The sequence below is a fragment of the Alcanivorax sp. 1008 genome (assembly GCF_020667895.1).
Taxonomy (GTDB): Bacteria; Pseudomonadota; Gammaproteobacteria; order Pseudomonadales; family Alcanivoracaceae; genus PGZG01.
On record NZ_JAFMPS010000002.1, the window covers coordinates 71,725 to 92,715 of the forward strand.

A 20,991-nucleotide genomic window follows, 5' to 3' on the forward strand; every position below is an offset into this window, starting at 1 on the left:
CGGAAGCGACTAACGATCGCGGTACAACCACTGCATGATGGCTGGCATCAGCACAAAATCGCCAAGCACGCCGAGCGCCAGAATACTGCTGCTGATCACGGCAAACAGGGAAATAATCCCGATTTGAGAAAAGCCCAGCATGGCAAATGCCCCGATCAGCACCAGTGAGGTAGCCAGCATGGCATGACCACTTGTCTGCAGTGCGTGCTGACTGCTCTGTGCCGCCGTTTGACCGGATGCTCGCGCCGTCTGGAAATTATTCAGAAAGTGAATGGTGTCATCAACGATCACGCCAATAATCAGCGAGCCGATCATGATAGTAATCATATCGAGCTGTGCACCGGCCGCCGATATCGCTGCCAGCACCAGCAGAATCGGCACCACGTTCGGCAGCATTGCCAACGTCGCTGTTGGTAAAGAGCGGAAGAACAGCGCCATCATTGTTAGCACCATCAACATGGAGGCAACAAAGCTCATGGCAGCGCCAGAGATAATTACATCCAGCGTATGGCGCAGGATTGGCAAGAACCCGGTTGCTTCCGCGACAACGCCGTCATGTCTTCGCAGCACGTCGTCAACCAGCCTTTTCGGAGTATCGTATTCCATTGCCCAAGCGCGAGAGGTGGCCAGCGTCATACGAGCATAGCGGTAATCACCACTGACCAGCGCATGGAACGCATCTGGCATGCCAATCTGAAAGAAACGCAGATCACGCCATACCAGATCATCCGCATTGCTGAACTCGGCATAGTCAAGCGAGCGCCCATCCATGGCACGAGAGATATCTTCAAGATATGTCTGCACCGAAGATACCGATGAGAATACGGTGGCCGCCTCACCGGCGGAGAAATCCTCTGCAATATCCCGCAACAAGGTAATAAATTCGGACTTGCGAACACCGCCCGGCGCGCCACTATCAATAACAAGCTCAAAAGGAGAGGCTGCAGCAAAGTTCTGATCAAGGAGTTTGAAGCCGCGAATTTCAGTCCACTCGTCAGGCACCCAAGCCAGTGTATCGTGGTTAAGGCGAAGCGAGGACAACGAGTAGATCGCCATGCCTCCAGCCAGCATTGTCGCCAGAATAATCTTTCCCGCATGGCGACCCGCTAGAGCCACGCAAAACACTGCTGTCCGATCGATTAATTCTCGCCTACCGAATAACACTGTCGATGCAGCAACCGGCATGGGCGACCATGACAGCGCGAGCGCCGCTATCGCAAAAGTAAACAGGCAAGCCAACAGCGTGGCGATGCCGGCAAACAGGCCAAAGCTGGACAACGCCTGAATGCCCACCAGCATGAAGGAAAAAAGTCCCGCAGCTGTGGTCAGCGAAGTCATCAACACCGGCCGTGCGGTTTCGGTCAGGGCCGCAGAGAAGGCCTGCCGCGGGGTGTTCTTCAGTTCGATATGTCGGCTATAGGCATTCAGAACATGGACCGCATCAGCAACCCCCAGACCGACGATCAGGGGTGGCATGATAATAAGTGTCAGCTGCAGCGGCTGCCCGACCAGGGCCATAATCGCGAAGGTGACAACGGCCGTGGTAATAATAATTGCCAGCGGCAGGACCACAGCCATGGGACTACGGAACAACAGCCAGATGAGCAGCATACCCACTACCAAACTGGCCACACCCAGCACCAGCAACTCACGCACAAAGGCTCGCTGGATGGCTGCATCTGCCGCCGCCTCTCCAGTCAGCTCCAAAGAAAAATCCTCCGCCTGATGCTGCGCCAGCAATGGCCGAATGGCATCCACCAACTCAGCGTAGCCCACCGCTCCCATCGGAACAGTCTTGTCACCCTGACGCAGGGTGCTGTTCAACTGCAGCACGATCAAAGTGAAATTCCGCGCTGAATTAATCAGCACATTGCGGTAGCGCTCGCTGGACAATACCTCCTGCTGCCAGGCCAGCCATTGCTCATCCGTTTCCGGCCAGGGGTTAAGCAAACCACTAATAACAGTGCGCTGATCGCGCCGATACAAACGTGGTGCATTAAGAAGAGAAGTCACCCGACGAACATGAGGAGCCTCTTTCTCAAGCTCCTTATGCAGGTCGCGCAACCGCTGCAGGGTTTGCGGAGCCAACACATCCGCGGCGGATACGGTGATCACCGCGTAGGCATCGTTGCCAAAGCGCTCTGTGAAAGACTGATAGGAAACGAATTCAGGCGAATCAAGACCCAACAGGCTACCAACACTGGTGTCCAGCTCTAGCCTGGGCAGCTGGCTAACAGCGGCGAGCAGCAACAGCGCCAGCAGCGTGGCAGACGTTCTCGGTCGGTCGTACAACCACAGGGCGAATGTCGCCAGGCGACGGCCAATCAAGTCAGTCAGTCGCACCCGCACTGCTCCGTATCAGATTAAATCAGGGAGTAAAAAGGTTGGCGGACGGCCCGGCCGGACCGCCGCCAAGGTGAAGTAATCAGCGGCCGGAGCCGAGACCATCCACCACGCCGCAGCCAAGGCGCTCACCGGCTGCATTAGCCGGCACCACCGCAGTGTATTCACCGGGGTTGCCCGTGGGGCGTACTTGCACGTCAGGATAGTCGTCGGAGCTCAGTACCAGCACACCGGCCAGCCACTCACCACTTTCCGGGTCCACCTGAAGCGGCTCGGCTGGGGTACTCAAAGCAAAAACATCGCCGCTGCTGTTCTGCACATAGCGACCATCTTCAACCCGAGTAATAACCAGCCCGTCCTGCTCCCAGCGCTCGGCCTGCAGCGCTTGCACCGTATCAGTGATGCCAGCAGTCTGATGATTGACCACCAGCTCATCGATGCTCACTTGGTCCGGCGCGTCAGCGTTCGGCGCCAACGGGCGACCCGTATCCGGACGACCATAGACGGCTCGCCCACCGGTCATGCTGACAACGAAAGAATCTTCAGCAGAATTTGCCTGCAGTCCGGAAAACTCAGTGAGAAGCTCACTTGGCATACCCATGCTGGTCAGTTCACTGGCGCGTATCTGACCACTGAAACGAATATCACCTTCCGGCGATGACATGCAGTACTCCTGCATATCCAAATCGTAATCCGTGCGTTCCGCATCGCTCCCTTCAAGCGGAGTGAAGTACACCCAGCCACCACACTGACCAGCAATATCAAACCGATACAGATCACCGGACTCCGTGGAGTCGCCGCCCTCAGGTGAAATGGAAGCCAAATTAATCAGCTCATTCAAACGGGTCAAAGCGAGCTGAGTATTAGTCAATCCATCGTCCACCAGCAGGGTCTTGGCGCAGCGCGGCGCCGAGCCGTAGGCAAAATCTCCCGGGCCCACATCGCCGCCACCGCAACCAGCCAAGGCCGCAGCGACAGCCATAGCAAGCGCCTTGCCTGGAATGGTCATAATTGTCTTGTACATCGTTTTGCCCTCTTTTCAGGCTGGCATCAGAAGTAGAAGTTAAACATCACTTCAGCAACACCCAGATCCAGAGTAGTGAAATCCAGATCTCCACCGAAATCACTAAAGGCGCCGCCTACTTTGGCCGCCACCGAGGCATTTTTGGTGAACAGGTACTCGGCACCGAAGTAACCACCCAGGCTAACAATGTCGCCATCGATAGTGCCGCCGGCATTGTCGTCAACGCCATCCAGCTTGATATAGCTCAGCGAGCCATCAAGAAAAGTACGCAGCGGACCGGGGCGAGACTGATACAGGCGCACACCACCACCCAGAGCAGCGTTGGTGCCTTCTTCGTGATTGATCAGTCGCACGCTGCCATAAGCCATGAGGTCCTTGCTCAGAAACAGGCCCAGGTTGTAAGTCGGGCCGGCGGGCAAACCGAGGGCCTGAAACGCCACATTACTTTCGTTGAATACATTGGACAGGAACAACGCCTTGCTGCCCTCACCCGGCTGGACGGGCGGCGCAGCATGGCTGACACCAGAAATCAGAGATACGGCAAGCACGGCAGCAGAAGCATATCGAAGCATGATTTTTTCCTTATTTTGGGCTGTTTAGTGGGTGCGCTGCTATAGGGGGTTTAAAGACCTCCCAAATACTGGGCGTAGTATCAATCCGGGCAGCATGGGCAGTATTGATATTCATCAATATCCCGGTCATTGCCGGCCTCATAAGAGCGCTGTTATGCTGCAACAGAACCCGTGAGTTCTGATGTAGGTCCAGACAGGAGCCAGCCATGACCAGCGCAACCCATCCCTCCCTGAATGTGCTTAACCGTGTTGGCGATCCGAATCGCCCCGGTCTGCGCTGGGGAAGACGTATCTTCCGCTGGATATATGGCTCAGACCCTCACCCAACCGCCGGGCAGATGAACGAAATCCGCCGCAGCATGCTGAGCGGCGACCCGCGCGCCGACGCTGTAGTTGCCATGTACAAAAGACTTCCCGCCGGACAAGGCCGCAAGCTGCTGGATCAGGCGCTGGAAAGCGGTCTGCATACACTGACTGACCCGCCCGCCGAGCTGGTCGCCCTGTTCGAGCAAGTGGACCACGAACCTATCTGGCTGGATCGCGACAAGCTCAACCTTGCCTGCGATGTTTCGCGCCGGGTTGGCCTGTCCGGCGAGCTGGTACTGCGCAACCTGTCATTGATGGGCGGCTATCTGGGGGCCGCTGCAGCCAAACCCCTGGTATTCACCGGCCAGCTTGACCGCAGAACTCCGGGTCGACTGGTGGAAACCAGCAAATTCTGGCTGGACGTCACTACTCGTGGCGGACTTGAGCGCGACGCCGAAGGCTTTAAAAGCGCCGTGCGGGTGCGCGTCATGCACGCTCAGGTGCGAGCCATGCTGCTTGAATCTGAAAAGTGGGACATGGCCTGGGGCTACCCGTTGAATCAATGGGACTCCATGGCCACCATTCTCGAGTTCTCGGTGATCCTGCTCAGCGGACTACGCTCAATCGGCTTTATCTTCAGCAAACGCGAGCGTGAGGCGGTGGTCCATCAATGGCGCTATATCGGCTATCTGATGGGTGTCGAGGAACGCATTCTGCCCACCTGTGAGGACGACGCCATGCGCGCCCTCTATCAAATTGTCGCCACCATCTGCGACAGCGATGAAGACAGCAAGCTGCTCGGCCAGTCACTTGCCAATGCCACCCTGCAGTTCGCCGATGACCGCTGGATCAGTCAACAGCTGGCCAAAGTAGAAAGCACCCTGCGTACTGGCTACACCCGTTACGTTCTTGGCGATGAGGCGGGCGATACTCTGGGCTTGCCGCGCACCGCAGCAAAATACTTCTGGCCAGCACAGATTCCGCTGCGGGTCAGTGCCGAGCTGGTTCGCATGGCACTGCCGCCGGTGAACAAGGCTTTGGTAAAACGAGGCGAGAGAGCGGTACGCAATCAGTTCCCGAAGCAAGTTAGCCGGACCAAGGCAGACACCAGCTTTACCCCGGTTTCGGGGTTGGCGCGCTAACCGGCACCGGTTGCCCCGGAAAACAAAAAGCCCCGCTTGGCGGGGCTTTTTGTTGTTACTAATTTGGTGCCCGGAGGCGGAATCGAACCACCGACACGAGGATTTTCAATCCTCTGCTCTACCAACTGAGCTATCCGGGCTTTGGAGAGGGCGCTATTAAAGCGATTCGGCCCTGCCGGGTCAACCGAGCGGGCGGCTATTTTTCCGGTGGGACGTAGCCTTCGGCCTGGTCGAATGGCTGATTGGCCAAAAAACGCTCACGCTGGCCATCCAGATAAACCTTGGTGGCCGGGTCCATGACGCTGAGCCGCTTTTCGTTGATCAGCATGGTCTGCTGGGACAGCCACTCCTGCCAGGCCTGCTTCGACACGTTATCGAAGATCTCCTGCCCTTTGGGGCCGGGGAACGGCGGGCGCTCCAGTCCTTCAAGCTGCTGCTGGAGTTTGCGGCAGAAAACCATTCTGGTCATCGGGGTGAGCCTCGTGCTTTGCATTGGGCGGGAAGTGTCGCACTGGTTGTGCCGACACGCAAAGCAGTCATCAGATGATTAATAGCGGCAGTGAACTCGACGGTTGTTCAGGTGGTTAGCCCTGCCCGGGACACGCGGCAAGTACATCCCTGTAGCTCCTCTCAGCCATCCCTGGCTTCGAGGGTCCCGGACAGGGCTAACCACCTGAACAACCTGCATCCTGCTTCTTTAAAAGTTGGCAAGAATGCCAATGCGAGGTTCTTTGGGGTGTCAGGGGTTGCCGGGACTGTGTGAGGCAGGGATGCCGAACTCAAGCCCCCATGGATGGGTTCACGGCGTGTCCCGGCAACCCCTGACACCCCAAAGAGCCGGACAATCCCACTGCCTACCCCACCAACAAAGCTTGAAAAACAAAACCCAGCCCCCATCTGCCCTTGGTCAACCGAACAACCACGAGGACTCACCCCCATGTCTGCGACTGCCCAGACCGAAAAGCGCGAATTCCAGACCGAGGTCAAACAGCTACTCCATCTGATGGTGCATTCGCTGTACTCGAACAAGGAAATCTTCCTGCGCGAACTGATCTCCAACGCCTCTGATGCCGCCGACAAACTCAAATTTCTCGCCCTGCAGGACGACAGCCTGTATCAGGGTGACAGCGACCTAAGCATCCACATCGAAACAGACAAGGAAGCCGGCACCCTGACCATCCGCGACAACGGCATCGGCATGAACCGGGAAGAAGTCGTCGCCAACCTCGGCACCATCGCCAAATCCGGTACCGCTGACTTCCTCAAGAACCTGTCCGGCGACCAGAAAAAAGACTCCCGCCTGATCGGCCAGTTTGGCGTCGGCTTTTACAGCGCCTTTATCGTCGCCGAAAAAGTGGAAGTATTTACCCACAAGGCGGGCACCGAGGCAAAAGACGGTGTTTACTGGAGCAGCGAAGGCAGTGGCGAGTTCGATCTTGGCAGCGCCGAGATGACTGAGCGCGGCACCCGCATCGTGCTGCACCTGCGCGCGGATGAAAAAGAGTTTCTCGAACCCTGGCGTCTGAAAAGTCTGGTACGCAAATACAGCGACCATATCGCCGTTCCGGTATTAGTCCGCGATGAGAAGCCTGCTGAAGAAGAAGGTAAAGAACCGGAAATCAGCTGGGACCAGGCTAATACCGCCACTGCCCTGTGGACTCGCAACAAGAGCGACATCAAGGACGACGAGTATCAGGAATTCTATCGCCATGTTTCCCACGATTTCGCCCCAGCATTGGCGTGGAGTCATAACCGTGTGGAAGGCAAACTGGATTACACCTCGCTGATCTATGTGCCAGAAAAAGCCCCCTTCGATATGTACCAGCGGGATAAACCCCACGGCCTGAAACTGTATGTGCAACGCGTCTTTATCATGGACGACGCAGAACAGTTTCTGCCGCTCTACCTGCGCTTTATCAAAGGCATCGTGGATAGCAACGACCTGTCCCTGAACGTGTCCCGGGAAATCTTGCAGCAGGACAAAACAGTCAACTCGCTAAAAAGCGCACTAAGCAAACGCGCCCTCGACATGCTGGAAAAACTGGCTAACAACGAGCCGGAAAAATACCAGACCTTCTGGAATGCCTTTGGCAATGTATTGAAAGAAGGCCCAGCAGAGGACTACAGCAACCGTGAGGCCATTGCCAAACTGCTGCGCTTTGCCACCACCGATAATAGCGAAGCCACTCAGAACGTCAGCCTGACGGACTATGTGGCACGGATGAAGCCGGATCAAAAAGAGATCTACTACATCGCTGCGGACAGCCACCAAAATGCGCTAGGCAGCCCGCATCTGGAAATCTTCCGCAAGAAAGGCATCGAAGTGCTGTTGCTGTCGGATCGCATCGACGACTGGCTGATGAGCCACCTGAACGAGTTCGATGGCAAACCACTGCGCGACATTGCCCGTGGCGAGCTGGACCTGGGTGCGCTGGAAGATGCCGAGGAGAAAAAAGCCAAGGAAGAAACCGACAAAGAGTTCGCTGAACTGTGCAAACAGATTGCCGAAAATCTGAAGGACGACATTGAAAGCGTACGCACCACCCACCGACTGACTGACTCACCGGCCTGCCTGGTAGTGCAGGAAGATGACATGGGTGCACAGATGCGTCGCATTCTTGAAGCGGCCGGGCAGAAACTTCCGGACAGCAAGCCGATTCTGGAGATCAATCCGCAGCATCCGCTGGTGCAACGCCTGAAGCAGGAAGGCAACGCCAGCCGCAGCGAAGATCTGATTGCGGTGATCCACGAGCAGGCCCGTCTGGCTGGTGGCGACAGCCTGAAGGATGCCGCAGCTTATGTGCGTCGCATCAATAAGCTGCTGATGGAACTGTCCGCCTGATGAAGCCGGCTCGTATCGCTGTAGCCATCGCCATCGCCTTTATCGCCTCGCTGGGTCCGGAGGATCCTGCCGCCCGGGCCGGCGTGGCACTGTTCGCCTTGGCTGGCACCCTATGGCTCAGCGAAGCCATTTCCCTGACCTATACCGCCCTGCTGATTCCATTGATCGGCATTGCGCTGGGGCTGGCGGATACAAAAACAGCGCTAGCCGGTTTCGCCCATCCAGTGATTGGTCTGTTCCTCGGTGGCTTTGCCCTGGCCGCGGCGCTATCGGTGCATGGTATTGATCGCTGGTTAGCCAGCAGACTTATGACACTGGCAAGAGGGCACGCATTGGGCGCGGCGCTATTGTTGGCACTGGCCACCTCACTGCTGTCCATGTGGATCAGTAATACGGCGGCGGCGGCCATGATGCTGCCAATAGCGCTGGGGCTATCCGCACCACTGGCAGAGAAGTTTCCGCGCTATCAACTGTTCGTGCTTTTAGGCTTGGCATGGGGAGCTAATATTGGTGGCATTGCCACCCTGGTTGGCAGTCCGCCGAATGCAATTACCGCCGCCGCGTTAGGCTGGGGATTCGATGACTGGCTCAGGATCGGCATGCCCGCCTTCATCGTGCTATTACCGATTGCACTGCTGATTCTCTATATCACTCTGAAACCGGAACCGGATCTGCCAAATGTCCGTGGCGGCGAAGCGCTGACGTTCCCACGTCACCGGGCCGCCATTCTTACCGTCATTATTTTTCTGGTTACCGTATGCCTGTGGGTATTCGGCAAGCCCCTGGCCGAGCTGCTCGGCATCAAAAGCAATTTCGACACCTGGGTGGCGTTGCTGGCCATCGCCCTGCTGGGGATTAGCGGCACGCTGGAGTGGAAACAGATTGAGCAGCGTTCCAACTGGGGTGTGCTGCTGCTGTTTGGTGGTGGCATCACCCTGTCCACATTAATGCAGTCATCTGGCGCCAGCGCCTGGATGGCCAATGGCATCAGTCAGGCCCTGCCGGCGGATCAGCCGTGGCTGCTTTATCTGCTGGTTTCAGTTTTTGTTATTTATCTCACCGAGCTGGTCAGCAATACCGCCAGCGCTGCCCTGCTGGTGCCGCTGTTTATGCCAGTGGCCACGGCAGTAGGCGCTGATCCGGTGGTCACCGCGGCGATTATCGGCGTGGCCGCCAGCTGTGCTTTTATGCTGCCGGTAGCGACACCCCCCAATGCGCTGGTATTCGGCACGGGCTGCATTCCCCAGCAGCAGATGATCCGCGCGGGCATGCGCGTCAATGTTATTGCGGCGCTGTTGATCACTGGGCTTATGATGGCATTGGTCAGCCAGTAGCGGGCGCCGCCGCTTCAACCAATATGCTCATGCTTGCATCAGCATTCGATCTAAGCCGACAGTCTTAACCCTTCAAATCCCCGTCAGCCGCAGGGGTGACGAGCCCCCATTTTGGCAGAATTTGCCCCCACGATTGTCTAGTCCTGCCGCTATGCCCGCCCCGGCTGCTGACTATTATTTGCTCACGCAGTCCGATCTACCCGGCCCACGCCGAAAACGATCGAGAGCTGAAATAACAAGAACGACAATGAGGACACACCAATGAATCGCAAGATGACCTTAATGCTGGTTTCCATATTCGCTCTGGTGGTAGCCACTCCCAGCCATGCTTTCTGGAGCCTGTTCAAAAGCAGCTACACCAAAACGAAGTACCCGATCGTACTGGCACACGGTTTGGCTGGCTTTGATAACATCGGCCCGCTGGATTACTGGTACCAGATCCCCAACGAACTACGCAAAGACGGCGCTACTGTGTTCGTCACCCAGGTGTCGTCGTTCAACTCCTCCGAAGTCCGCGGCGAACAGTTGCTGCGTCAGGTTGAAGAAATCCTTGCCGTTACCGGTGCAGAAAAAGTCAATCTGATCGGACACAGCCATGGCAGCCATTCTGTTCGTTATGTTGCAGGGGTGATTCCACACCGTATTGCCTCGGTCACCTCAGTGGGCGGCCCCAACAAAGGCGGACCGATGTCGGCAGATCTGGGCTCAGTCGGATCTTCATTGCAAAACGGTGCCGGCTGGCTGATCGGTTTCGCTGCGGGTGAAAAGCTGCCTCAGGATGCGGCCGCAGCCATGCAGTCACTAAGCAAAGAAGGTACTGCAGCGTTTAACGTCAAGTTTCCGGCCGGCGTACCGACAAGCGATTGTGGCGAAGGCGCCTACAAGGTCAACGGTGTGCGCTACTATTCCTGGAGTGGCACCGGCACCCTGACCAATCTGCTGGACCCCGGCTCCTATGTACTTGCCGCCAGCAGCCTTGCTTTTATCGGCGAGAGCGACTCACAAAACGATGGTCTGGTTGGACGCTGCAGCAGCCGTCTGGGCAAAGTGATTCGCGACAACTACTACCTGGATCACCTGGATCAGGTTAATCACATTTTCGGTCTGGTGAGCATTTTCGAAGCCAACCCGAAGTCACTGTTTCGCCAGCACGCCAACAGGCTGAAAAACGCCGGCCTGTAAACAGGACGACGTACCAGCAAGCGGGGCGCCTTTCGGGGCGCCTCGTCATTTAAGTCTCCCTGAAGCCCGCAGGATAAATCCCACGCTTTACGGCTTTAGATGCCTGATATTCTTCCCAGCACCATGCCCCATGAGCATGAATACGCCGATAGCATTAGCCGCCCAAAAGCCTCTGACTCGTAGGGATTAGAGCTGTCGATTTTGGCAGAATTTGCCGCCAATAATGGCAACTCTTGGCACTACGTTCGTACCAACTTGCGGCTATTATTTGTCCACGCAGTCCGATCCAACCGGCGCAGACCGGAGACGATCGAGAACCTGAAATAAAAATAATGACAATAAGGACTCGCCAATGAATCGCAAGATAACCTTGCTGCTGGTTTCCGTATTCACCCTCGCGCTCTCCACGCCCAGCCATGCGTTCTGGAACCTGTTCAAAAGCAGCTACACCAAAACCAAGTACCCGATCGTGCTGGCCCACGGCATGGCGGGCTTCGACAATCTCGGCCCGCTGGACTACTGGTATCAAATCCCCAACCAGCTGCGCAAAGATGGCGCCAAGGTTTTTGTTACCCAGGTATCCTCGTTCGAATCTTCCGAAGTGCGTGGCGAGCAACTGCTGCGTCAGGTGGAAGAGATCCTCGCCATCACAGGCGCCGCCAAGGTCAACCTGATTGGCCATAGCCATGGCGCCCAGTCGATCCGCTATGTTGCCGGTGTTATTCCCCACCGTATTGCCTCGGCCACCTCGGTGGGCGGCCCGAACAAGGGCTCGCCAGCTGCAGACCTGCTTATGCAAGCATCTGGACTGCCGGTAATCGGCAGCCCGGCAACCGGTGTGCTGACCTCCGTAGTAGACGGCTTCGGCTGGCTGATCGGATTTGGCGCTGGCGAGAAGCTGCCGCAGGACTCCTATGCCGGCCTGCAATCACTGACCAGCGCTGGCGCGGCTGCTTTTAATGCCAAGTTTCCGGCAGGCGTACCAACCAGCTCTTGCGGCGAAGGCGCCTACAGCGTCAACGGCGTGCGTTACTTCTCCTGGAGCGGCACCGGTGCAATGACCAACCTGTTCGACGTCAGCGCCTACGCCATGGCTGGCACCGGCCTGGCATTTGTCGGCAAGTCGGACTGGCGAAATGATGGCTTGGTTGGCCGCTGCAGCAGCCGTCTGGGCAAAGTGATCCGTGATAACTACTACATGGATCACCTGGACGAAGTGAACCAGATTCTCGGCCTGGTAAGCATTTTCGAAGCCAACCCGAAATCCGTGTTCCGCCAACATGCTAACCGCCTGAAAAAAGCCGGTCTCTAAAGCACCACCCAAACCGGCAATACAAACAAGGCGCCCACACGGGCGCCTTGTCATTTACACTGCCCTAAAATAACAACAGAGCTGATCCCATGCCTCGCACCCGCTATCTTATCGCTGCCCCTGTTACCGCTTTTGTGTTGATGACTGCGCTGGTGACCTGGTGGCAGATGCCGGCCGAAGAGCAACAGCACGTTGCCGCTCTAACGGCTGCAAACCAGAGCAAGGAAAACAGCGGCACCATCGCCTCTGCCATTATTGCCGCAAGCAAAACCAGCAACGGCAATCAGCAATTTATTACCGGCCTGGAAAACCTGCCCGCCTCCCTGCAGGACACCGACGTTGATGGTGGCTTCCAGCTTGATGCCGACGGCAACCTGATCATCACCAATCGCATCCGCCAGCTGTTTGATTATTTCCTTTCAGCCCAGGGCGAAGAATCATTGCCGACCATCGTTCAGCGCCTGCGCGCCTATATCCATAACACCCTTTCCGGAGACGCCGCCGCCGAAGCAGAGCAACTGCTGGAAAGCTATCTCGGCTATCTGGACGACGTCGCCGCCCTTGATGCACCAGCGACACCCGTAAATGGCATCGACCCCACCCAACTACGCGCCCAGAAAGAACAACTGGAAGCGATTCGCGCCGGCCGCTTCGATGCCGTGGCCAACGACGCTTTCTTTGCCGAGGAAGAAGCCTACGACCACTACACCCTGTCCCGACTGGAAGTCATGCAAAACGAAGACCTGAGCGCAGAAGAACGCGCCAGCCAACTGGCCGCCCTTGAAAACCAGCTGCCGGCGGAGCTGCAGGAATCAATCCGCGATATCACCCGCTATCAGGATCTACAGACACTGACGCAGCAATGGCAGGAAACCGATGGCAACCCCGCCAACTTGCAGCAGATGCGAGAGAATCTGGTCGGCCGGGAAGCGGCTGAGCGATTGGCGAAGCTGGATCAGGAGCGGGCGCAGTGGCAGCAGCGGGTCGATAGCTGGCTGCGGGAGCGGGAGGCGATTCTTGCGAACACGGGAATCAGTGAGGCGGACAAGGAGCGGCAGATTGATGCGGTTAGGAGCAAACTTTTTAATGAACAGGAGCAAATACGGGTCAAGTCATTAGAGCAGGCAAGCTTCTGATCATCGATGGCATCCTGCTGATCCTGATCTACCGAGACGTTTTTAGAAAAGGCTGCATTGAAATCTTGCGTGCGACGTCCCACCGCTAAAGGAAATTGAATGCGAGCGCCCTAAATAGATCTGTCTCCTTTTTTGCGAGAACTGAATAACGACTCCAGATTAATTAGCTGTGATTGAATCCGGCCCCATTGACCCAGTGTGGCCTATCGACAAGGCAAGCAGCGGTAGAAAATCCCGATTAGGCTACTTGGACAAATATAAGAGCCTCAGCTAAATTTTTCTAAAACTGAGACATAAGCATTAAAAGCAAGAATACTGATACGGAGTAATATACTTGCAAGCGGAGCATGACCCTCGCGCTTTTTAATATTTCGACTAACTCCTTATCTTCATGATCAGATATAGCCTTGCCTGACCACAAATTATTCAAAAAATGGGCATCTGACCCCATCGCCGACAGACCAGTATATGAATGACAAAAAATTACACTTTTATTTTCAACCCTATGTTTATCTATCCTTTTCAAACTCGAAAAATATAGAAAAAATCCAATAAACCAAATTAAAAAAACCAACATGTACATAAATATCATTTTATTACCTCATTAAATTATCAGATATTTCTTGACCTGTAGTTGCATAACCCGACACAACTCCTCCCCCATGAGAAACGGGAAAAGCAAGCGAAGTTGAAACAGCGAAATTTCCCTGATAATCCCATATAACTTTAGCTCCGCCCCAAGCACGAAATTCTACCCCCTGATAAAAACCTTCAATTTTTCCAGATGAGTAGGCCGTTCCACCTATAGACAAACCCCACTCAAGCTTAGCGCCTTTAATTGCTTCCAAATCAAGGTTATGAGATTGAAAGTCAACATCGTGGTCGGCGGAAACTCCAACACCCGTACCAAAGGCAGCACCTAAACGAGAGCCAACCCTAAAGTTGTTCATAAAGCTATCTCCCAATAGCTCTAAGAAATCGCCCAGACCAGGCTCATAAGGATTTTGACTTCCACCAGTAGAAGGGCACGGTCGCCCAGTGCATCTCTTTTGTCCATGGTCACCAGCATGATTAAACAGATAGGTCACAACTCCCAACATAAAGCCATGCTCAAACTTTCCGCCCGCAGCAGCAGAGGATAGCCCACCAGCCATGCCCGTGATCATAGCAGCGGTAGCATCATCAAATCCCGATGCATACCCCCCTGCCACACTAGAAACCATGCCGGATGCAAACCCAGATAAAGGTTCTCCCCCCATCGCCGCCGACGCCCATGTACCATTCAAACCATGAGCAAACGCTTTTTCTGCATGAATGCCAAATCCTTTCCCGGTGGTTGCATCGCCAATACCCTCTGCAAAACTAGCCGCAACATAGGCCACTGCTGCTGCCCGCACGCCGAGCCTTAGCGCCTGACTAAAACTAGCACCATTCCCCACGGCTACGGCGGTAGTAGCCCATCCTGAGGCCATTGCAATACACCCTGGCCCTCCTCCCCCTATGACACAACCACCCACTGCTACAATCTGTAGAAGCTGCCCTCCAAATTTGTTTTTAGCCGCTAAACGGCCTAGCTCTCTTGCTAGAAAATATGCTGTAGCAATATAAGGAGAGGCAGCGACAGCCAGTACAGTAGTAACACCAACAGCGAAGACGGTGTACGCAACTGCAGCCTGAAGAAAGTAGCCCGTCGGATCTGTATAACTAACCGGATTATTCAGCACATAGGTATAGCGGTTGTAGTTCTGTAGATTGTAGTCCTGCTGAACCACCGGATCTGTGCTCAGGAAGCGGCCCAACGTCGGGTCATATACCCGCCCGCCCATATGGATCAGGCCCACTTCATCGAGCATCTCGTGGCCAGTAAAGCCCTTCTGGGTGGTTTCGCTCAGGAAGCCGCCATCCAACCACTGGCTATCCGAGAAACCCTGCCAATCAACCCAGTCACGACGACGCCCCCAGGGGTCAAAACTCATTCTTGATGTAACCGAGCCGAATGCGTCTGCGACGGCAACCACAGAACCAATATGATCTTTGAACAGGAATTCTTCCTGTCGCGAAGCCAGGCCGTCCGCACCGTCCACCACCGTGACAAGGATATTGCCAGAGAGATAGTACTTTTCCTCAACCGTCGTTACCCCGGCGACGGTGCGGGTGATATGTTCATAGCCCGACAACATCACTTTGGTAACCTGCTCGCCAGTAATGATGGTACTTGATTGCAGCAACTCTCTTTCCGGGCCGTAGACAAAAGTCATTGACGCATCTGCACTGAGAATCTCGGTGGTTTTGCTAAACGCGTTATAGCTGATGGTCTTGCCGTTGTGACGAATCATCCGGCCGGCATTGTCGTAGCAATAGCTTTCATTCCTGATGCCGTTGACGCTAGTTACTGCATGCGGTCCCGGTGTATATGTGACACCGTTAACCTGACAGGATGCACCGTAGCTGTATGAACCAACATCTGACTTGGTCAGAATATTGCCATCCCCGCCGTAGGTAAGTGACTGAGTGTAGTTCTTGTTCGAATCAAGAAGGTTCACTACAGCGCTGTCAGTAAGGCGCCCAAGCACATCGAAGGAGAAGGTTTCCTCAATCTGCTGCTGAGAGCCTATGTACTCGTCACGCTGGCGCAGTGATCCCACAGCATCAAACGCGAAACCCATGTTCTGTATAGCCCAGTCGGGATCAGCTACACGCTTTGCCCGGATATTCGCAACCTGGCCAGTGGCCGACTGATATAACTGCTCAACTCGAATTAGTCCGTTCTGCAGAAACTGTTCTGTTGCATTTCCCCGAGCATCGGTTGCGCCAAGCTGCCAGTAGACAACGTCTGCAGTGCCATCTGGATCGACCCCCTTCATTGCCTCAAGGTGCCCAAACTGGCTGTTATAGATATTCTCTGTCTTGAGAGCACGCCCGGACTCAATACCCGGCATTGATGAGCGTACTAGCCGACCGTTGGCGTCATACTCTGAACCAAACGCGTATGTGGTCGATTGGTAGGTCACCACCTGGTCGGTAACTCGGCCGATGGCATCATATGTCAGTGCGCGGTCATACCCACCCGTATGCACAACGCTATCCAGCCGCCCTTTGCCTGAAGAAATAGTGTCGTAGATCCAAGTCGTGGTGACAGCTTGGCCCGAGCAACCGGCGGCGGCACTAGCAGTGGCCGCCTGCCAGGTAGCTGCATTCTGGTAATCATCCGTACGCGTTACCATCCTGCCAAGCTTGTCATAGCTCATACACACACGCTGGCCAGCACCGTTTTCCTGAAGCAGCAAACGTCCAAGACCATCATAAAAATACTGCCAGCTACCAGCATCCGGATCCGACATGGCCACCCGGCGGCCATAGGCATCGAACGTCTGACTAATAGTAATGCCGCCAGGCTGATTAACTGCGGTCTGATTTCCGTAGGCGTCATACTCGTAAGTGATGACTTGGTTCAGGTCGTCGGTGACTTGGCGTTTATTACCTTTGAGATCCACCAGGGCAGTGTATGCACGTACCTTGGAAGAGCTATCCAGCGGATCAATCCAAGAGCTCGTCGATATTGATTGTAATCCGCTGAAAGTGGTCAGCTGGTTCAATCCACCAGCTGTAGATTGGCTAGTGATCCGCCCCATCAGGTCGCGCGCGTTGATGGTATTCCAAAATATGGGGTCACCGTCAAAGAACGGCTCACTGGATCTCAGCTCACGCCCCTCGGCATCAAACTCAGCAAGCGTTAGTATTGGCGTGCCGTCCGCTCCAAGGCTACGAGTAGCCACCTGACGGCCGAACTCATCGAAATAAACAGTCGAAGACGGAGCAAGTACCGCCCCTGCCGCACCGGTCACATGCTTGCTAACCTGATGCACCGCGCCATAGCAAGTACCGCTGCATAGCTGATACTGAGTATGGGTTATTGCACCGTCGGCTGCAGTTTCTGTTAGAACGCGCCCCAGCTCATCGTAGGTCCAGTGGACAGACAAGCCATTGGCACCGACAGATGAAGAGCGCTTGGCCAGCTCGTCATTATAGTAGTGCAGCATTTCATGCCCGAGTGAATTAACTTCCCGGTTGATATAGCGGTAGCGATTATCATGATAGGACCAGCTGGTCGTACTAAGCGCATCTCTGGCATCAACCGTTATTGAGCGCTGCAGGCCGAGCTCATCATAAACGAATGTGTTCGTTGTGATGGGGCCTCCGACTTCGTCAGGCTCTATAGATTGAGTGTGAATCTGGCCTGGCCAATTGGCATGTGTTGGCGGGTAATAGGTCCAGGCAGTTTTACGAGTATCGCTGTCTGTAATGCCGTTGTAGGTCACGGACTCAGTAACTTCTGCGGTACGAATGCGCGACAACACCCAAGACGTCGTGTCGTTATCATAGGTATTGGCCGTGACTGTCGAGAACGCCTGTCCAGAAAGCGTGTTCGAGGCTGTTGTAGTGAGGACATTCCCAAAACCATCGAAGGTATTGGTTGCCGTGCTAACCCCCAGACTCACACCATTAAGGTCATATTTACTGACCGTAGAGCCTTCGAGATGAATAGAATAACGATAGTCTGTCGCAGCATCATTATCCCAGATGTCCGGAATTGAATTGGTCGCCAGATTACCAACACCGTCGAGAGTCCGGACAAGCCAACTATTAACCACTTGCTCAGTAATCTCACCGCTTGCCGGCAAGCCATCACCAAAATATCGAGTTACCTTGCCTAAAACCAAGCCAGCCTTGAGGTTTTCGACATCCTGAGAGTAATTAATTTCAGTAACTTTCCTGCCTGCATCGGAAGTAATAGTAATTTTCTTGTAACCCAGAGGCCCAAAATAGTCTGGTCTGTAGCCGTAGCTCTCATACTTATAACCAGATGACTCCGATGTGCCACTAGGCCCGGATACCGTCACATTCTTAACGACAATCAAAGACCCTGTTACATCAAGAATTCCGTCATACATATCTTCCTGATAGCTGTATACCTCTGGGTCTCGGATCGAGGCATAATCGAACTCTGTCTTTAATCCGAATCCATTCACGGCGGACAGCAGGTAATCCGAGAGCTCCTTCTCCTCCATAGCATAGCATTCAATTGCCGCGTCACTTTCGGTAGACCGAAACTGGCAGTACTCCATAACACCGTCACCATCGAGATCGGTGAAGGTTCTGTCTTGGTCTGTGGTGCTTGCCGTTATCTCATCGGAGTCATTGATGATCTTGATTGCCCCGTCAACCCACGCCGTGCCAACGACAAGATCATGACCAAACGAATATCCCTTTGAAATTATGCAGCGGATTTTTCCTTCGTAGTTTCTGCACCAATCCGCCCTGCCATCATCATTAATGTCTGTCCAAATAGACAGCGCGCCACCTACAGGTATGGCGGGCGAAATCAGCTCATCACCCCAGCCCACCCCCGTACCTAAAGTACATACAGCCCTATGGCCACCATTTTTGACAACCCGACACCAATCAAGATAACTGTCGCCATTGAAGTCAACAAACTGGGTCCTCATCTCTGACCCAGCCATCACACTGGTACTTAACCAGTGCCCTTCACCAGCCTGATTAAAGTCAGCAATTGACGTGCCACCGACATTAAGCACGCACCTCAACTCATTCTTCTTCCCGTAGCAGACGTCCGGCAGAGAGTCCCCGTTAACATCTGCAAAGTTGAGCTTTGAATAACGCCATACTTCACCAAGTAGAACGAAATCCGAGAAACCAATCGTCTTGGATGCATTGAAAGTGCTGAGTGCGCATCTCAGCCAATAGCCGCCACCACTATGAACAATACATAAATCAACAGCGCCGTCAGCATTGAAGTCAACCCAATACCGGGCTAGGACGCTACTACCGGGCACACCAGGCTTTGCCGGCTCAGCGACCAGTGTCTCCGAAGCGAAGCTTTCTCCGCTAGAGCTGAGCATGCACTTGGTTTTCTCTTTGCCACTATCTCCGTAGAAGTAACAAAAATCTGGATATCCATCGCTATTTATATCGATCCATGTTTGCGTGCCATTGAGATCACTAAGGGAGTAGAACGTTTTATCCAGTTCTATTGATTGGTTGAACTGCGCACCATCTCCCAAAGAGCAAATCGGCTTGTGCCTGTAGATGGTATCGTTGTATGGCTTCCCACGCTGAATAGGATTGCCACTTTGGATTCTGCAATAGTCAGCATTCCCGTCCCTGTTAATATCAGCCCAGGAGGTATAGCCCTCATAGATTTCCGTATACTGCGTACTAATTGGCGTTACAATTTCTGCATCAAAACCGGCACCACCGCCATCGGTCCACGCCAAAACTGTTGGCAGAGCACAGTAGCTGTCGGCTCCACACTGATACACTCTTTCAACTCGCGCCCTGCCAGTTATAGGGTTTCTGGAATACCCAAACTTGTATTCCGAAACCACGTTCCCATCTAGCTTATTTACAATAGACGTTAGCAACCCACTTTGATCAAGCAATGAGCCATGTCTGTAGTATTTCTGCTTATACGAGTCATCTTCATAGTTAAAGAGAACTTCCGCATAGCCACTTACCGCTGGCACGCTATCGTTAAATGAGTAGGATATTTTCAGTGGCCTCGCTGCCGTACCATCTGCGACATACTCAATTATGTAGTATGTTCCAACTCTGTCCGCCACTCTATCGAGTGCCCACTGAGCCTTAACACTACCAATAGTCATGGCCGAGCCAGCCGCAAAACCGTAGCGCTTATCAAGCCCATCCTTGGTAAGAACTGAGAACCAGCCGCCATTACTCGTGTGGTAGATTATCTTTTGATACGTTTCTGCCTCGGTTCGATATTCAGCTCCATTCGAGAAATGGGAGCCGGAAACAAGAATCAGTGGATTGCCCCCAAAACAGAGCCGGTCGGTGTTGTCATACTGCACCCCCTTTATCACACCGCTGCGCAAATAATCTGTCGGACAACGAGATATATTGTCGAACCCGGGCATAGAGAAGCCCATGCCGAGATAGCTATATCCCGCCTCGCTGGAGTAGTTCAACGACAGCTCCGGCGCAAGCCCGGCAGACCCAGGAACCAAATTAATGGGAATGGAATAATTTGCGGCGCCATTCACCACATCGGCACCACCTGGGACAGCCGCAGCCAGGAAGTATAGGCTGTCATCCATTGGATCGCTCAGCCCGGTAGAAACAACCGAGACATCCAGCCATTCTCCATCGAGCCCCGCCAGAGATGTATAGGAAAGAACTTCATTAAGAGGCGATACTGTAATATCAGTTCGGCCATCGCCATTTCTGTCAAATAGCGTTACGACTGCCTCGTCGGCACTGACAGAAATTCCGTCAATGTCTTCAAATGCACGTACATTGTGGGAAGAGTTACTATATGAGAACCATTGCAGCGAAGGCATGCCGGCTATCGGTGCCTGAACAAAGATATCCGACTCTCCATCACCATCAAAGTCACCGATGAACACGCTTCCCGTGTACTCGGAAGCCTTTATAAGTGACCTTCTGTAGGCAAGCGTGCTGTTCGAAAGAATCTCACTGGATTGCCCCGCCATTCCAATGGACCATACGATCATCGGCGGATACTGGGGGGCGAGAGGCAACAACTGAGAAGTAGGAACCACCATAGGCAGCAGCTTATTTTCGGGGGCTATATATACGTCAATCTCACCATCGCCGTTAAAATCACCATAATAGGCGTGGCTAGCAGAAGCCCCCCAGGCTGGCACTGAAACTAGCAAGGCCAGAAAGAAAGTTAACGAGATTAAGCGCATAGATCCCCCATAGCATGCCGCAAGGCACACTGAAACACTGACTTCTG

11 protein-coding genes and 1 tRNA gene are annotated in these 20,991 nt (G+C 54.2%); 6 read left to right on the forward strand and 6 right to left on the reverse strand.

Translation table 11 applies throughout. The annotated features are described in order from the left end of the window. Positions 1-9 precede the first annotated feature (9 nt). The 3 genes from J1C54_RS03175 to J1C54_RS03185 all read right to left on the reverse strand — a co-directional run bounded on the left by J1C54_RS03175 (position 10) and on the right by J1C54_RS03185 (position 3,939). Positions 10-2,343, reverse strand: coding sequence for an MMPL family transporter (locus tag J1C54_RS03175; RefSeq protein ID WP_229144433.1), 2,334 nt, complete (start codon positions 2,341-2,343; stop codon positions 10-12). A gap of 82 nt (positions 2,344-2,425) precedes the next feature. Beyond that, complete coding sequence (locus J1C54_RS03180) at positions 2,426-3,367, reverse strand: hypothetical protein (protein WP_229144435.1); 942 nt, start codon at positions 3,365-3,367, stop codon at positions 2,426-2,428. A 26-nt stretch (positions 3,368-3,393) separates the two neighbouring features. Next, positions 3,394-3,939 (reverse strand): hypothetical protein, encoded by a 546-nt coding sequence (locus J1C54_RS03185; RefSeq protein WP_229144436.1) that lies wholly within the window; start codon positions 3,937-3,939, stop codon positions 3,394-3,396. A gap of 206 nt (positions 3,940-4,145) precedes the next feature. On the opposite strand from J1C54_RS03185, the gene J1C54_RS03190 reads away from it, so the two are divergent. Then, complete coding sequence (locus tag J1C54_RS03190; protein WP_229144437.1) at positions 4,146-5,387, forward strand: oxygenase MpaB family protein; 1,242 nt, start codon at positions 4,146-4,148, stop codon at positions 5,385-5,387. Between the two features lie 64 nt (positions 5,388-5,451). On the opposite strand, the gene J1C54_RS03195 is transcribed toward J1C54_RS03190, so the two are convergent. Then, positions 5,452-5,527: transfer RNA gene (locus J1C54_RS03195), tRNA-Phe, on the reverse strand. A 56-nt stretch (positions 5,528-5,583) separates the two neighbouring features. After that, positions 5,584-5,856, reverse strand: a complete 273-nt coding sequence (locus J1C54_RS03200) for an oxidative damage protection protein (RefSeq protein WP_229144439.1) — start codon at positions 5,854-5,856, stop codon at positions 5,584-5,586. 468 nt (positions 5,857-6,324) lie between these two features. Here J1C54_RS03200 and htpG point away from each other — a divergent pair, with 468 nt between their 5' ends. From htpG to J1C54_RS03225, 5 genes are all read left to right on the forward strand, one after another. Continuing rightward, entirely contained in the window at positions 6,325-8,229 is a 1,905-nt protein-coding gene (gene htpG / locus J1C54_RS03205; protein ID WP_229144441.1) for a molecular chaperone HtpG, read from the forward strand. Continuing rightward, positions 8,229-9,563 (forward strand): DASS family sodium-coupled anion symporter, encoded by a 1,335-nt coding sequence (locus J1C54_RS03210; RefSeq protein WP_229144443.1) that lies wholly within the window; start codon positions 8,229-8,231, stop codon positions 9,561-9,563. Before htpG ends, J1C54_RS03210 begins: the two co-directional genes overlap by 1 nt. A 261-nt stretch (positions 9,564-9,824) precedes the next feature. Continuing rightward, the gene (locus J1C54_RS03215; RefSeq protein ID WP_304504397.1) at positions 9,825-10,745 is read left to right on the forward strand and encodes a triacylglycerol lipase; all 921 of its coding nucleotides are present in this window, start codon (positions 9,825-9,827) and stop codon (positions 10,743-10,745) included. A gap of 352 nt (positions 10,746-11,097) precedes the next feature. Next, entirely contained in the window at positions 11,098-12,057 is a 960-nt protein-coding gene (locus J1C54_RS03220) for a triacylglycerol lipase (RefSeq protein WP_229144444.1), read from the forward strand. A gap of 89 nt (positions 12,058-12,146) precedes the next feature. Then, a complete protein-coding gene (locus tag J1C54_RS03225) occupies positions 12,147-13,193 on the forward strand; it encodes a lipase secretion chaperone (protein ID WP_229144446.1) in 1,047 nt (348 codons plus the stop codon). Between the two features lie 596 nt (positions 13,194-13,789). Here the strand turns inward: J1C54_RS03225 and J1C54_RS03230 are convergent. Further along, positions 13,790-20,944 carry an RHS repeat-associated core domain-containing protein gene (locus J1C54_RS03230; RefSeq protein ID WP_229144447.1) on the reverse strand — a complete coding sequence of 2,385 codons (7,155 nt, stop codon included), beginning with the start codon at positions 20,942-20,944 and terminating at the stop codon, positions 13,790-13,792. Between the last annotated feature and the right edge of the window lie 47 nt (positions 20,945-20,991).

Coding starts and splice junctions, on each gene's coding strand:
- J1C54_RS03180 (WP_229144435.1), bottom strand. CDS start 3,367: ATGTACAAGACAATTATGACCATTCCAGGCAAGGCGCTTGCTATGGCT.
- J1C54_RS03185 (WP_229144436.1), bottom strand. CDS start 3,939: ATGCTTCGATATGCTTCTGCTGCCGTGCTTGCCGTATCTCTGATTTCT.
- J1C54_RS03190 (WP_229144437.1), top strand. CDS start 4,146: ATGACCAGCGCAACCCATCCCTCCCTGAATGTGCTTAACCGTGTTGGC.
- J1C54_RS03200 (WP_229144439.1), bottom strand. CDS start 5,856: ATGACCAGAATGGTTTTCTGCCGCAAACTCCAGCAGCAGCTTGAAGGA.
- htpG (WP_229144441.1), top strand. CDS start 6,325: ATGTCTGCGACTGCCCAGACCGAAAAGCGCGAATTCCAGACCGAGGTC.
- J1C54_RS03210 (WP_229144443.1), top strand. CDS start 8,229: ATGAAGCCGGCTCGTATCGCTGTAGCCATCGCCATCGCCTTTATCGCC.
- J1C54_RS03215 (WP_304504397.1), top strand. CDS start 9,825: ATGAATCGCAAGATGACCTTAATGCTGGTTTCCATATTCGCTCTGGTG.
- J1C54_RS03220 (WP_229144444.1), top strand. CDS start 11,098: ATGAATCGCAAGATAACCTTGCTGCTGGTTTCCGTATTCACCCTCGCG.
- J1C54_RS03225 (WP_229144446.1), top strand. CDS start 12,147: ATGCCTCGCACCCGCTATCTTATCGCTGCCCCTGTTACCGCTTTTGTG.
- J1C54_RS03230 (WP_229144447.1), bottom strand. CDS start 20,944: ATGCGCTTAATCTCGTTAACTTTCTTTCTGGCCTTGCTAGTTTCAGTG.